The following is a 14098-nucleotide window of genomic DNA, read 5'->3' on the forward strand; positions in this document are numbered from 1 at the left end:
AGAATAGGGGAATTTTAATTGAGTTTAGGATTTGTAAAGGTAAATTGGGATGATATAGACTCATATTCTAATGAAGAAATAACTTATTTTTTATTTCTAGAAGGAAAGTCTATAAATGCTATATGTAAAATAAGAAACTTAGATAAAAGCATAGTTCAAAAGCATATCGTAGAAGGCAAGATAAAATATAGGCTTCTTGCTAGAAGTAGTAACGAAAAAGAGCTTATCCATAACATAAGCAAGGCAGGAAAGATGGATAAATTGGATATTATAAATTCGTTAGATGAAGATACTAAAAATAGATTAATTCAATATATAAAAAATAATTATGTGGATATGTATTCAAGAGATAAAGAAACTGCTATATGGATTATAGGTGAGCTTAAAGAAACAGGATGCAATGAAATACTTACAAAAGCTTCTGTTCATAAATTTGTAAACGTAAGAAGAATGGCAATATCAGCCATGAGAAAAATAAATGATAAAAGCTTTGAAAGGGCTTTAATCAGGGCACTTGAAGATGAAAATCCCCAGGTACTATTATATGCTATAAAGGGACTTGCAGAAATTAAAAGTGATTTTGCAAAGGGAAAAATCTTAGATATTTTACAAAAGACTGACAAGGAATATTTAAAAAAGGCTTGTGAAGTTTTCTTAAGTGAAAAAGATAATTCTGAGCAAGAATAAAGAGCATAAGAGGTGATTATATGGGTTACTTTACCATAAAAAATGAAGTTAGTAGTGAATTTGAAGAAAAGAAATCTATATTTATAGGACATGCCAAAAGGGTGTATACTGATGAAGAAGCAAGAGCCTTTGTGGATAAAATAAAAGAAGAATATAAAGATGCAACTCACAATGTTTATGCCTATATTATAGGAGAAAATATGGGCATTCAAAGATACAGCGATGATGGGGAACCTCAAGGTACTGCAGGCGTACCTGTACTTGATGTTATAAAAAAGAATAATGTTACAGATGTAGCGGTAGTTGTTACAAGATACTTTGGAGGAATATTACTTGGCAAGGGAGGCTTAGTAAGAGCCTACAGTAAAGGTGCTGCAGAGGCTTTAAAAGAAGGAGAAATAGTAGAAAAGGTTATAGGGTGCGCTCTACATATAACAATAGAATATGAGCTTTCGGGGAAAGTTCAATATACCTGTGCACAAAACATGTGGCACATAGAAGATACTGAGTATACAGATAAGGTAAAGATCATTATTTTATGTACCTTAGAAGATGCAGAAGTTATAAAAAAAGAAATAACACAAATTACATCTGGAAAATGCGAATTTAGTGAAGTAAATAAAAAGTATTATTTTAGATTAAACAATAGACTTATTGAAGAAGTTTAAGTAAGTTATTAATGTGAGCTTTGAATCATAAAATTCATCTAAATTTGAGTTTATATTATAAAATATGATATAATATTTGAGGTGTTTTTATAAAGATTAGTGATGGTTTAGCAGAATATTGATTTATTATTATGTTGTCCTAAACTATTACTTAGGAATTTTTAAATTTTTTAATTTTATGAGGAGGAAGGTACTATGTCAGGACATTCTAAGTGGCATAATATACAAGCTAAAAAAGGTAAAACAGATGCAAAAAGAGGTAAAATATTTACAAAGATAGGAAAGGAACTTGCGATAGCTTCTAAAAATGGCGGTTCTAATCCTGACACTAACTCTAAATTAAGAGATGTTATAGCAAAAGCTAAGTCAAATAACATGCCTCAAGATACTATTACAAGAGCAATTAAAAAAGGTGCAGGGGAAATGGAAGGAGTAAACTATGAAGAAATAGTTTATGAAGGATATGGCCCTTCAGGAGTTGCTGTAATAGTAAAGGCTTTAACTGATAATAAAAATAGAACTGCAGGGAATGTAAGACCAGCATTTTCAAAATATGGCGGAAACCTTGGAGCAACTGGCTGTGTAGGTTGGATGTTCCAAAGTAAAGGACAGATAGTTATAGAGAAGAAAGAAGATATGGATGAAGATGAAATGATGATGGTAGCCCTAGAAGCTGGAGCTCAAGATGTAGAAATTTCAGATGAAGTATTTGAAGTTATCACAACTCCAGAAGACTTCTCAGCTGTAAGGGAAGAACTTGAAAGAGCAGGATTTGAATTCTTATCAGCAGATATAACTATGATTCCTGACACAACAGTTAGTCTTTCAATGGAAGACTCAGAACTGTTCCAAAAGCTTGTAGATAAACTTGAAGATGATGACGATGTTCAAGATGTTTACCACAATGCTGAGTTCCCTGAAGAATTTGAGGGGTAATTAAGTATTTGAGATGATATACATAAAATCACTCTTTGAGTTGTATGAAAACAACTAAAGGAGTGGTTTTTTATTTGCAAATTATTTTAATGACTTTAATAATTTATAAATATTATCTATATCTTCATTACTAAGATTATCAAAATCATCAAGACTTCTTTTTATACTTTCTATGGTATTTTCTTTTAAGGATTTACTATTAGCTTTTTTATTTATGAAAAATGTTGAAATTGTACCAGTTAACATACCAATGACGCTTATTCCAATTAACATAATTATAGAAGCAAGAACTTTTCCACTACCTGTTTTAGGGGACATATCTCCATATCCCACAGTTGTTACAGTAACGAAACTCCACCAAAGTCCATCTAAAAATGATTTATTCTCTATTATTGAAAAACCTAAAGCTCCAATTATCACTGTAAAAATAGAAATCCAAAGTACATAATTAAAGTTATTAGTTTGCAAAAACTTGTCTGTATTCTTTTTAAATTTTCTCATCAAAATAAGTATTCGGAGCAAACTTGTGAGCTTTGATAGTTTTGTAAGTTTAATCAATTTTATTATTTTAAAGGTTCTTGCAGTTTGAAACAAGTAATTAAAAGGAATTATTGAAATAAGATCTATTATATTGTTTTTAAAAAAATGAAGTTTATTTCTAGATAAAATAAGTCTTGTAAGGTAATCTAATGCAAATACTACTAATATAACAGTATCAATCATATTAAAAACATAAATTTCATAAGACGTTTGTTGTGTGAAGTAACTTAATGCAACAATAATAACTGCCATTATAGTTAAAATTGTCATAGTCACTTCGTAAAGTAAGATAGTGCTTTTATTTTTCAGTTTATTAATTATTTTCATAGAATAATTCATGTTCTTTCACCCTTTTAAGCATAAAATAAATTATAAGTTAAAATTGCTTGTTTTCATAATAATATTATATATTGTAGTAAAGAGTATAGAAATAAATTTTTTCTAATATTGAATAAAATATTAATGTATGGTCCATAATAATCCCTAGGAGGGATAATATGGAAAAAAAGTATTCGAAAAGTATGTATGTAATTTTAGCAATTATGCTGGGTATAGCAATTTTTAGTATAAGCTATTATATAACTTCAGAAAGATTTAAGAGTAATAAAGACAACTATGGTAATGGAACTGAGGTAAAAAATAATACCTATCAAGAAGATAAGATGGCTTTAAGTAGCGGAGAAAATTATGTGCTTGATTCTAAATGTGAAATTTTATTTTATACTAAGTATAAGAAAAGTGGAGATTTAATTCTTGTAAAAAAAGAAGCTGCAAGTACTTTAGGATTAAAGGATAAGAAGCAAGTTGAAGAAAAATATAAACCGGAAGGATACAAAATCCAAGATGGTTCTAAAACTCAAATTAAGCTTCAAAATGAAGTGGAGAAATATGTCCCTAATAAATATGTGTTAGGTATATATGGAGAATATCTTGCTATTTTTAAAACAGATAAAAATGGTGACATGCATATTGAAAATGAAAAGGAAGATATTACAGAAAAAAAAATAGAGAACTTGAAGGAACAGGATATATATTTACTTACTACAGGAAGTAAATATTTTCAATGTGACACTAGAGACGAAGTACTAGCACGCCTTGAGGATTATGAATAATCCTTAAGGTTTTTTTGTTGAATTAAACTTCTTTAAATGATAAAGTATTAAGAGGAAAACTTTGATAAATGAAAGGACGAATACTGTGTACGAGTATATAAAAGGTATTTATAAGGGATTTAATAAAGAATATATAGTAGTAGAAAATAACGGAATGGGATATAAAGTACATACATCTGGAAATACCCTAGCAGATATGCCTAAAGTAAATGAGGACGTAGAAGTTTATATTCAGCAAATTGTAAGAGAAGATTTTATAGGATTATATGGATTTTCAACTCAAGATGAAAGAGATATGTTTAATTTACTTTTAAGCATAAATGGAGTGGGTGCAAAGGCTTCATTATCTATATTATCTATAAGTAATATAAATAGTTTAAAGTATGCAATATTTACTGGAGACGAAAAGATTCTTATAAAGGCTCCAGGTGTTGGTAAAAAAACTGCTCAAAGAATTATATTAGAATTAAAGGATAAGATAAAGTTGAATGAGTTTATAGAAAATGAAGATGAAGAAAATATTCAAGGAATATCTAATAGCTTAGATGAAGCATTGGAAGCTTTAGTTTCATTAGGATATTCCGACAAGGAAGCAGCTAAGGCATTAAAAATGGTAAATGAGAAAGATTCCATAGAAAATATAATAAAGCAGTGTTTAAAGTTTTTAATGAATTAAAGGGGGTAATGGTTTATGGAAAACAGATTTGTTACCGCTGAAACTCTCAATGAAGATAATGATACAGAATATAGTTTAAGACCTCAAAGACTTAAAGAATATATAGGTCAACGTAAGGTAAAAGAGAAACTAGATATTTTTATAAAAGCTGCAAGGATGAGAGAAGAGGCATTGGACCATGTATTGTTATATGGGCCTCCTGGACTTGGTAAGACAACACTTGCTAATATAATAGCTAAAGAAATGACTGGAAATCTGAAGGTGACTTCAGGTCCGGCAATTGAAAGAGCAGGAGATTTAGCAGCAATTCTTACAAGTCTTAATGATTATGATGTGCTTTTTATAGATGAAATTCATAGGCTAAATAGGTCTGTAGAGGAGATACTTTATCCTGCTATGGAAGACTATGCTTTAGATATAGTAATAGGAAAGGGAGCGGCAGCTAAATCAATAAGACTGGACCTTCCTAAGTTCACATTAATAGGTGCTACAACTAGAATAGGACTTTTAACAGCTCCTTTAAGAGATAGGTTTGGAGTGTTATGTCCTATGGAATTTTATGAAGAAGAAGAATTGAAAGAAATAATAGTAAGATCTTCTAGTATATTAAATGCTGAAATAGAAGAGGATGCTGCTTGTGAATTAGCTCGCTCATCTAGGGGAACTCCGAGAATTGCAAATAGGATACTAAAAAGAGTAAGAGATTACTCAGAGGTAAAGGGAAATGGAATTATAAATGCTCAAATAGCAAGAGATGCTCTTGATTTATTAGAAATAGATAGAGAAGGATTTGATAGTGTAGATAAAAGAATACTTTTGTCTATAATTGATAATTTTGGCGGAGGACCTGTAGGAATAGAAACACTAGCGTACTTTATAGGAGAGGAATTGGGTACTATAGAAGATGTATATGAGCCATATTTATTGCAAAAAGGATTCATATTAAGGACTCCAAGAGGAAGAGTTGCAACTGATAAGGCATATGCACATTTAAAAAGAAGAAGAGGAAAAAGTAAGAAGATAGAGCAGGTTGGCATTGATTTAAAAGATTGATAATTTTACTAAAGGAGAGGTAACATGCAAGTAAAGGATTTTGATTATTATTTACCAGAGGAGCTTATTGCACAGCATCCTACAGCAAAAAGAGATGAAGCAAGGCTTATGATTTTAGATAAAGCTACAGGAGAATTGGAACATAAAGTTTTTAAAGATATAATAGATTACTTGAAACCAGGAGATTGTTTGGTTTTAAATGATACAAGAGTTTTACCTGCAAGACTTATAGGAGAAAAGGAAGAGACTCATGGAAAGATTGAGTTTTTACTTTTAAAAAGGACTGATAAGGATACTTGGGAAACTTTAGTTAAACCAGGTAAAAGAGCAAAAATAGGAAGTAAATTTGTGTTTGGTAATGGAGAACTTAACGCTGAAGTAATAGGGCTTGGAGAAGAGGGAAGTAGAATTGTAAGGTTTCAATATGAAGGTATTTTTGAAGAAGTTTTAGATAGACTAGGACAAATGCCACTTCCTCCATACATAACGGAAACATTAGAAGATAAGGAAATGTATCAAACAGTTTATTCAAAAGAGCAAGGCTCAGCGGCAGCGCCTACAGCAGGACTTCATTTTACAGAAGAGCTTTTAGAAGATATAAAAAATAAAGGGATAAAACTTGCTTTCTTAACTCTTCATGTAGGACTTGGAACTTTTAGACCTGTAAAGGTAGATGAGATCGAAAATCATACTATGCATTCAGAATACTATAGTATGACTAAAGAAACTGCAGAGATAATAAATTCTACAAAAGAAGCAGGTGGAAGAGTTATAGCAGTAGGTACAACATCTAATAGAACATTAGAAACCATAGCAGATGCATATGGCAGAGTTAAAGAACAATCAGGATGGACAGATATATTTATCTATCCAGGATATAAGTTTAAAGTGGTAGATGCATTAATAACTAATTTTCACTTACCGCAGTCGACTCTTTTAATGCTCATAAGTGCTTTAGCAGGAAGAGATAAGATTATGAATGCATATGAAACTGCAGTAAAGGAAAAATATAGATTTTTTAGCTTTGGAGATGCAATGTTTATCAAGTGATTCTTATAAAATAGTTAGTAGAAAGATTAGAAATTTTATATTTATTGTTTTAAAATTGATGACTAAGAAGGAGTGTACATATGTATAAACTTTTAAAAAAAGACGGCAATGCAAGAAGAGGAGAGTTTACGACACCTCATGGAGTGGTTCAAACTCCAGTATTTATGAATGTTGGAACCTTAGGGGTTATAAAGGGAGCAGTCTCTTCTATGGACTTGAAGGAAATAGGATGTCAAGTAGAGCTTTCAAATACTTATCATTTACATTTAAGACCAGGAGATAATGTTATAAAAAAATTAGGTGGTTTACATAAATTTATGAATTGGGATAGACCAATTCTTACAGATTCAGGTGGATTTCAAGTGTTTTCTCTTGCTGGTATAAGAAAAATACAAGAAGAAGGAGTTTACTTTAACTCTCATATAGATGGAAGAAGAATCTTTATGGGTCCTGAAGAGAGTATGCAAATACAGAGTAACATTGCATCAACTATTGCTATGGCTTTTGATGAGTGTATACCAAATCCTTCTACAAGGGAATATGTAGAGAACTCTGTAGCCAGAACAACAAGATGGTTAGAGAGATGTGTAAAGGAAATGGATAGATTAAATACACTTCCTGATACAATAAATAAAGAACAAATGCTCTTTGGTATAAATCAAGGAGGAACTTATGAGGATATTAGAATAGCACATGCTAAAGAAATTGTTAAGATGGATTTAGATGGGTATGCAATAGGAGGCCTTGCTGTAGGAGAAACACATGAGGAAATGTATAGAGTTATAGATGCTGTAGCGCCTCACCTTCCAGAGGATAAACCAATATATCTTATGGGAGTTGGGCTTCCAAGCAATATTTTAGAAGCTGTTGATAGAGGGGTAGATTTCTTTGACTGTGTACTTCCAGCTAGAAATGGAAGACACGGTCATGTATTTACTAAGGAAGGTAAAATAAATTTAATTAATGCTAAATTTGAATTAGATGATAGACCTATTGATGAGGGATGTCAGTGCCCAGCTTGCAGAGATTATTCAAGAGCTTATATAAGGCACTTATTTAAAGCTAAGGAAATGCTTGCTATGAGATTATGTGTACTCCATAATTTGCATTTTTATAATAATCTTATGCAAGAAATTAGAGATGCTATTGATGCAGGTAATTTTAAAGAGTATAAAGAAAGAAAATTAGCTGAGTGGGGCGGAAGAGCTTAAAATCAAAAGAAAACTACTTTACAAATTTTTCTAAAAATTATAAACTATACTTAGGGGGAGGTGAGTATATGGCAGCGGTACAACAAGGGGGAAGCTTAGTAGGATTATTACTACCTTTTATTTTAATGTTAGTATTCTTTTATATAATAGTATACATACCAGAAAATAAGAGGAAGAAAAAGTATAAGTCAATGCTTGATACTTTAAAAGTAAATGATGAAATCATCACTAAGGGCGGTATTTTAGGAAAAGTTATAAGCATACATGACACGTCAATAGTGTTAGAAACAGGACCTAGTAGAGCACGTATTAAGCTCGACAAAAATGGAATATTATCAGTTTTAAACAATTCAACTGTTTCTGACAAAGAAGCTAAAAAGGAAGATAAGAAAATAGAAGCTAGCAAAGAAGAAATAGCCAATGATTCAATAAATGAAAATACAGTTGAGTTTAAAGAAAATTAAAAATTAATCATAAAACACCTCCATTTAACATAGATAGTATTAAGTGGGAGGTGTTTTTATATGGGGAAAAGTACTTTTTTACCAATAGGGGATGGACTTCTTAGAAGTACAATACTTACAGTGGCTTTGATGGTTGTGTATGCTGTAATTATGACATTTTCAGAATTAAGCCCTCAGGCCAATTCATTGTTTTTTTTAGCAACAACTATTCTTAGCATAATGTATGGCACAATTTATTCTGTAAGAAAAATAAATAAAAAGGGATGGCTAATTGGAATTATAGTAGCTGCACTATATATGCTTATAATTTATGTATTATCCATTGTAGCAGGTAATTCACCTATCATAGAAGTTACCAGATTAATTAGATTTTTACTTGCTTTGGGCGTTGGGGCTTTATCTGGTATGCTTGGAATAAATCTATCCTAGTTACTTTATTTTCTTATTATTATATGATATAATCAAACAGAAATATTTTTGGAAATGGAGGATTACGTAATGAAACACATAAAAACTATAAACAAGACAAATATAAAAAATAGCTTGGCAAAGCCAGGTTGCAAAGAATGTGCAAATTCATGCCAATCAGCATGTAAAACTTCTTGTACAGTTGCAAATTTAGCATGCGAAAATTAATATAAAAGCAGTAACGTAAGGTTACTGCTTTAAGTTTAGTTAGGAGGAAAATAAATTGGCTGATATTCATAAGTTTATCCAAGATGGTGAGTATTATATTGTAGACGTTAATTCAGGTGCAGTACACATTGTAGACGAGCTTGTATATGATTTACTGGATGAAGATGGAATAAAAGAAAAAGAAGAACTTTTAGCAGAGTATGCAGAAAAGCACAATAAAGAAGATATAGAGGAAGCTTATGAAGAGTTAAAAGAATTAGTAGAAGAAGGAGTTCTTTACTCAAAGGACTTGTATGAAGATATAGGACTAAAGGCTTATGAAGGAACTTCTTATATAAAAGCTTTATGTTTAAATATAGTACATGATTGCAATTTAAGATGCAAATATTGTTTTGCAGATGAAGGAGAATATAGAGGACATAAGGGTATAATGACCCCAGAAGTTGGAAGAAAAGCAATAGACTTTGTTATTAAAAATGCAGGACCCAGAAAGCATATAGAAGTTGATTTGTTTGGTGGAGAACCTTTAATGGCCTTTGATGCTATAAAAGAAATTGTTGAGTACGCAAAAGCACAGGAAAAAATACATAATAAAACTATAAGATTCACTATGACTACAAATGCTACTTTACTTAATGATGAAATAATGAATTACTTAGATGAAAATATGGGTAACATTGTTTTAAGTATTGACGGAAGAAAAGAAATAAATGATAAAGTAAGAATGAGAGCAGATAAAAGCGGAAGCTATGATGCAATACTGCCAAAAATAAAAGAAATGGTAAATAGAAGATCAAAGGACAAGCAGTACTATGTAAGAGGTACTTTTACACATGAAAATCCAGACTTCTTTGAAGATGTTATGCATCTTGCAAAAGAAGGCTTTGATGAAATATCTATAGAACCTGTGGTACTGCCAGACGACCATGAACTTGCTCTAAAGGCCGAAGATTTGCCTAAAATATTTGAGCAATACGACAAGCTTTATGATGAAATGTTAAAAAGACATAGAGAAGGCAATGCTTTTAAGTTTTATCATTTTAACATAGATCTTCAAGGGGGACCTTGTGTATATAAGAGAATTTCAGGTTGTGGAGCAGGACATGAATATGTAGCTATTACTCCAACGGGAGATATATACCCTTGCCATCAATTTGTAGGAAATGAAGATTTTAAAATGGGAAATATTTTTGACAATACTTTAGACCCAAAAATATCAGATGACTTTAAAAAGGCAAACATTTACTACAAGCCAAAGTGTTTAGAGTGCTGGGCAAGATTTTATTGCAGTGGCGGATGCCAAGCTAATAACTACAACTTTAATAAAGATATGAATGTTCCTTATGAACTAGGCTGTGAAATGCAGAAGAAGAGAATAGAATGTGCAATTGCGTTGAAAGCTAAGATTATGGAACAACAATAGAAATGGTACGACACTTTTAATGCTGGGGGTCGTATAGAATTCTTATCTAGGAATGCGTTCATTTCGCTAAAAAGGGCTAATATTTATAAAATTAAAGTATCTAGGACTCTTAAACTCACTGTAGCTCACACATCAAGAGTCTCTTAACGGTATTTTAAATTCATAAATAAGGCCCTTTTAAAGCTTATTCAATGGCTTCTAGGATGAAAATTCTATACTCTCCAGCATTAAAAATGTCGTAATATCCTTTTTAGTTGACTATTATTTACATTAGCTATATAATTTTTGTATGTGTCGAACGTAAAAAAATAGTATTTAATATAAAATAAACTAAGATTTAGATGAAATTTTAATAACAAAATTAAGCCATAGCAAACTAATTAACAATTGATAAGGCAGTAAAGCAAAGGGGGAGAAAGATGAAAAAGAACAATACAGGAAAAAGTGCACTAATCTTTATTATTTTTGTTCTACTTATAGGTTTTATAGCATATGCAGGATCTTATGGAGTGGAAAATATATTTGGTTCAGGATATAGAATAAAACCTTTTTCACAAGCTATTAAAAGGGGTTTGGATCTTCAAGGTGGTGTATCCCTAGTAGAAGAAATACAGGATGAAAATGTTGATAATGATACTATTGAAAGAACCATAGAACTTTTATCTATGAGAATAAATAAACTTGGAGTAAGCGAAACTGTAGTAGCACGTGAAGGACAAAAGAGAATAAGAATTGAAATTCCAGGGGTATATAATGCTAAAGAAGTTATAGATACCGTTGGAAAAACTGGTGAACTTAAATTTGTAGGACCAGATAAAAAGGTAATACTTACAGGAAAAGATGTAAAAAATGCAGTAGCACAACTTAATCCAGATACTAATCAGCCTATAATTAGTTTTGAGTTAAATGATGAAGGAACTAAAAAGTTTGCAGAGGCTACAAAAAAGTTCATAGGTCAGCCTATAGCAATTTATATGGATGAAGAAATGCTTACCAATCCTACGGTAAATAGTATAATTCCAAATGGAAAAGGTATGATTGAAGGAAGTAAGTCTTTAGAAGAAGCAAAAAGACAGGCTAGTATTATTAAGTCAGGTGCTCTTCCTGTTGTAGTAAAACCTGTTGAGGTTAAAACTGTAGGTGCAACACTTGGAACTAATGCATTACCATTAAGTATTAAGGCTGGTGCAATAGGAATAGGGTTAATATTACTATTTATGCTTTTATATTATAGAATACCTGGACTTATCGCAGATATAGCATTAGTGTTTTATATAGTATTACTTTTAGGTACTTTTGTATCTATAAATGCTACTTTGACACTATCAGGTATAGCAGGCTTCTTATTAACTATAGGTATGGCAGTAGATGCAAATGTACTTATATTTGAGAGAATAAGAGAAGAATTAAGAAATGGTAAGTCAGTGAGATCTGCTGTGCAAGTGGGCTCACATAATGCCCTTTCTTCAATATTAGATTCAAATATAACAACTATTATATCAGGATTAGTTTTATATAATTTAGGTTCAGGTGCAGTAAAAGGCTTTGCTCTCACTTTAATGATAGGTGTAGTTCTTAGTATGTTTACAGCTATTATAGTAACTAACTATCTTTTAAAACTTGCTGTAGATATGGGACTCTTAAAGAATTTATCAGCTTTTGGTGTGAAAAGGAGGGTGGAATAGCATGAAATCTTTTAAAATTATGGAGAAAACTAAAATATGGTTTGCAATTTCTTTGGTGATAATTATAACAGGTTTAGTATTCTTTATAAAAGATGGACTAAATTATGGTATTGATTTCCGAGGTGGAACATTAGTTCAAATAAATATGAAGCAAGATTTTAATAAACAAGATGTAGAGAAAATAATTGCTAAGTATGCAAATGATTATACAACCAATACTGCTGTAAATGAAAAGAATGAGGTCCAATTAGAAATAAGAAGTAATTCTTTAGAAGAAGGCGAAATACAACCTTTATTTAAAGAAGTAAAGGATAAATATAAGTTAGCAGATAAAGACTTGATTTCTCAGCAGACAATAGGACCTGCTGTAGGGCAGGAGTTAAGACAAAAGGCAATACTTGCCTTTGTGTTAGCGAACGTAGCAATACTTATTTATGTAGCAATAAGATTTGAATTTAAATTTGGAGCAGCTGCAATACTTGCTATAATACATGATATATTAATAACAGTATCTGTTTATTCAATATTTCAGATTCCGATAAATTCAAGTTTTATAGCTGCAATACTTACTATAGCAGGGTATTCAATCAATGATACAATTGTTATTTTTGATAGAATAAGAGAAAATGTTAAGAAAATGAGAAGAATTGATAGTAAAGAAATTGCTAATATAAGCATAACTCAAACTATGTCAAGATCTGTAAATACAACATTGACAACATTAATTACTATAGTGGCAGTATATATATTCGTTCCATCGATAAGAGAATTTACATTCCCGTTAACAATAGGAATTGCTTGTGGAGCATATTCTTCGATATTTATTGCAAGTCCAATATGGGTTCTACTTAAGAATAGAAAGATAAAAGAAGCTTAAAATAGGTACTAAGGATTAGGTGCTAGGTAAGAGGTACTAGGATAAAAGAAATTTTGCGATAGTAGAGTTTTCTTTTACTCTAGTTTCTTAACCCTAGCACCTATTTTAATGGCTAATAAAAGTTATTTGTAAAAAATCCTCGAAAATGTTTGTAAAATCTCATATTTTAAATTATAATATATATTGCTTTTTACTTTTTTGGAGGATATTATTATGGAGAAAAAGATTTGCAATATTGGACTACAGAACCTTTCCTCCTTACATAACCCATTTTTATTAAAGGGCATGGGGGAGGCCTTAAGAAGAATAGTTAAAGCTGTTAACGAAAGAGAAAAAATAGTTATATATGGTTGTTATGATTTGGATGGTGTAACAGCTGTGTCTGTGCTTTTTTTGGTATTAAAATACCTAAATGCTGATGTAGAGTACTTTATATCAGAGGGTAGTGATGGAAGTTTTGATATAGATACAAATACCATTGGAAATCATATAAAATTTTTAGGAGCAAATCTTCTTATAACTGCTGGATGTGGTATAAACTCTTATAATCAAGTAGAGTTATGTAAAAGCCTGGGTATAGATGTAATAATTACTGATAGTCACCATGTTAGCAATATTATTCCTAAAACCATAGTAATAAATCCAAATCAGATAGATTGTAATTATCCTTTTAAGGAGCTTTCAAGTGCAGCAGTAGCATATAAATTGGTACAGGCAATTTCATCGTATTATCAAATGAAGAGTGTAAGTAAATATTTAGATTTAGTTATGCTTGGATCTATAGCTCGTAATGTTCCTTATGTAGGTGAAAATAAAATTATTATAGATGAGGGAATTTATCACATGAATTATACAAATAATTATGGATTAAAAGCTCTCATGAATTTGAATAAAATGAAATATGTAAATATAAATAATTCCTATAGTCTTGCAAATAGTCTTATGCCATTTTGGAATAGTTCAAGGGGACTTGACAATGCACGGATAGCAGTAGAATTATTTACTACAAGCAATAGTGATCGTGCTTTGCAAATTGCTAAGTACTTAAAAAATGAAACATCTCAGTAGCCCGAGATGTGC

General features: G+C 30.9%; 16 protein-coding genes. 15 read left to right on the forward strand and 1 reads right to left on the reverse strand.

The genetic code is table 11. From position 1 onward, the window contains the following. The first annotated feature begins 18 nt into the window (after positions 1-18). From DP68_RS08070 to DP68_RS08080, 3 genes are all read left to right on the forward strand, one after another. The gene (locus DP68_RS08070; protein ID WP_035308274.1) at positions 19-687 is read left to right on the forward strand and encodes a HEAT repeat domain-containing protein; all 669 of its coding nucleotides are present in this window, start codon (positions 19-21) and stop codon (positions 685-687) included. A gap of 20 nt (positions 688-707) precedes the next feature. Further along, positions 708-1355 carry a YigZ family protein gene (locus DP68_RS08075; RefSeq protein WP_035308276.1) on the forward strand — a complete coding sequence of 216 codons (648 nt, stop codon included), beginning with the start codon at positions 708-710 and terminating at the stop codon, positions 1353-1355. 195 nt (positions 1356-1550) lie between these two features. Next, entirely contained in the window at positions 1551-2291 is a 741-nt protein-coding gene (locus tag DP68_RS08080) for a YebC/PmpR family DNA-binding transcriptional regulator (RefSeq protein ID WP_035308277.1), read from the forward strand. A gap of 81 nt (positions 2292-2372) precedes the next feature. Here DP68_RS08080 and DP68_RS08085 read toward each other — a convergent pair whose 3' ends face one another. Then, on the reverse strand, positions 2373-3170 hold the full coding sequence (locus DP68_RS08085; RefSeq protein WP_081957135.1) for a potassium channel family protein: 798 nt from the start codon (positions 3168-3170) through the stop codon (positions 2373-2375). A gap of 158 nt (positions 3171-3328) precedes the next feature. Between DP68_RS08085 and DP68_RS08090 the strand changes: the two genes are divergently transcribed. The 12 genes from DP68_RS08090 (at position 3329) to DP68_RS08145 (ending at position 14086) form a co-directional block, all read left to right on the forward strand. Further along, positions 3329-3943: a hypothetical protein gene (locus DP68_RS08090; RefSeq protein WP_035308279.1), complete on the forward strand. Its 615-nt coding sequence runs from the start codon at positions 3329-3331 to the stop codon at positions 3941-3943. A gap of 85 nt (positions 3944-4028) precedes the next feature. Then, positions 4029-4619 (forward strand): Holliday junction branch migration protein RuvA, encoded by a 591-nt coding sequence (gene ruvA, locus DP68_RS08095; protein WP_035308643.1) that lies wholly within the window; start codon positions 4029-4031, stop codon positions 4617-4619. A 15-nt stretch (positions 4620-4634) separates the two neighbouring features. After that, the gene (gene ruvB / locus DP68_RS08100; protein ID WP_035308282.1) at positions 4635-5672 is read left to right on the forward strand and encodes a Holliday junction branch migration DNA helicase RuvB; all 1038 of its coding nucleotides are present in this window, start codon (positions 4635-4637) and stop codon (positions 5670-5672) included. Positions 5673-5696: 24 nt separating this feature from the next. Then, a complete protein-coding gene (gene queA, locus DP68_RS08105) occupies positions 5697-6722 on the forward strand; it encodes a tRNA preQ1(34) S-adenosylmethionine ribosyltransferase-isomerase QueA (RefSeq protein ID WP_035308283.1) in 1026 nt (341 codons plus the stop codon). Positions 6723-6802: 80 nt separating this feature from the next. Beyond that, entirely contained in the window at positions 6803-7933 is a 1131-nt protein-coding gene (gene tgt / locus DP68_RS08110; RefSeq protein WP_035308285.1) for a tRNA guanosine(34) transglycosylase Tgt, read from the forward strand. Positions 7934-8001: 68 nt separating this feature from the next. Continuing rightward, on the forward strand, positions 8002-8397 hold the full coding sequence (yajC, locus tag DP68_RS08115) for a preprotein translocase subunit YajC (protein ID WP_052085713.1): 396 nt from the start codon (positions 8002-8004) through the stop codon (positions 8395-8397). Positions 8398-8457: 60 nt separating this feature from the next. Further along, positions 8458-8826 carry a TIGR04086 family membrane protein gene (locus DP68_RS08120; RefSeq protein ID WP_035308287.1) on the forward strand — a complete coding sequence of 123 codons (369 nt, stop codon included), beginning with the start codon at positions 8458-8460 and terminating at the stop codon, positions 8824-8826. Between the two features lie 69 nt (positions 8827-8895). Beyond that, the gene (gene scfA, locus DP68_RS08125; RefSeq protein WP_035308289.1) at positions 8896-9033 is read left to right on the forward strand and encodes a six-cysteine ranthipeptide SCIFF; all 138 of its coding nucleotides are present in this window, start codon (positions 8896-8898) and stop codon (positions 9031-9033) included. 55 nt (positions 9034-9088) lie between these two features. After that, positions 9089-10456, forward strand: a complete 1368-nt coding sequence (gene scfB, locus DP68_RS08130; protein ID WP_035308292.1) for a thioether cross-link-forming SCIFF peptide maturase — start codon at positions 9089-9091, stop codon at positions 10454-10456. A gap of 419 nt (positions 10457-10875) precedes the next feature. Then, entirely contained in the window at positions 10876-12141 is a 1266-nt protein-coding gene (gene secD, locus DP68_RS08135) for a protein translocase subunit SecD (RefSeq protein ID WP_035308293.1), read from the forward strand. Position 12142: 1 nt separating this feature from the next. Next, positions 12143-13018 (forward strand): protein translocase subunit SecF, encoded by an 876-nt coding sequence (gene secF / locus DP68_RS08140; protein ID WP_035308295.1) that lies wholly within the window; start codon positions 12143-12145, stop codon positions 13016-13018. A 213-nt stretch (positions 13019-13231) separates the two neighbouring features. Continuing rightward, entirely contained in the window at positions 13232-14086 is an 855-nt protein-coding gene (locus DP68_RS08145; protein ID WP_035308297.1) for a DHH family phosphoesterase, read from the forward strand. The last annotated feature ends 12 nt before the right edge of the window (positions 14087-14098 follow it).

It is taken from the genome of Clostridium sp. HMP27, from assembly GCF_000765165.1.
Taxonomy (GTDB): Bacteria; Bacillota; Clostridia; order Clostridiales; family Clostridiaceae; genus Clostridium_AK.

Bases quoted from the DNA above. Each gene is read 5' to 3' on its own strand.
- DP68_RS08085 (WP_081957135.1), bottom strand. From the start codon at position 3,170: ATGAATTATTCTATGAAAATAATTAATAAACTGAAAAATAAAAGCACT.
- DP68_RS08080 (WP_035308277.1), top strand. From the start codon at position 1,551: ATGTCAGGACATTCTAAGTGGCATAATATACAAGCTAAAAAAGGTAAA.
- DP68_RS08075 (WP_035308276.1), top strand. From the start codon at position 708: ATGGGTTACTTTACCATAAAAAATGAAGTTAGTAGTGAATTTGAAGAA.
- DP68_RS08090 (WP_035308279.1), top strand. From the start codon at position 3,329: ATGGAAAAAAAGTATTCGAAAAGTATGTATGTAATTTTAGCAATTATG.
- scfA (WP_035308289.1), top strand. From the start codon at position 8,896: ATGAAACACATAAAAACTATAAACAAGACAAATATAAAAAATAGCTTG.
- ruvB (WP_035308282.1), top strand. From the start codon at position 4,635: ATGGAAAACAGATTTGTTACCGCTGAAACTCTCAATGAAGATAATGAT.
- tgt (WP_035308285.1), top strand. From the start codon at position 6,803: ATGTATAAACTTTTAAAAAAAGACGGCAATGCAAGAAGAGGAGAGTTT.
- secD (WP_035308293.1), top strand. From the start codon at position 10,876: ATGAAAAAGAACAATACAGGAAAAAGTGCACTAATCTTTATTATTTTT.
- yajC (WP_052085713.1), top strand. From the start codon at position 8,002: ATGGCAGCGGTACAACAAGGGGGAAGCTTAGTAGGATTATTACTACCT.
- queA (WP_035308283.1), top strand. From the start codon at position 5,697: ATGCAAGTAAAGGATTTTGATTATTATTTACCAGAGGAGCTTATTGCA.
- DP68_RS08145 (WP_035308297.1), top strand. From the start codon at position 13,232: ATGGAGAAAAAGATTTGCAATATTGGACTACAGAACCTTTCCTCCTTA.
- secF (WP_035308295.1), top strand. From the start codon at position 12,143: ATGAAATCTTTTAAAATTATGGAGAAAACTAAAATATGGTTTGCAATT.
- DP68_RS08120 (WP_035308287.1), top strand. From the start codon at position 8,458: ATGGGGAAAAGTACTTTTTTACCAATAGGGGATGGACTTCTTAGAAGT.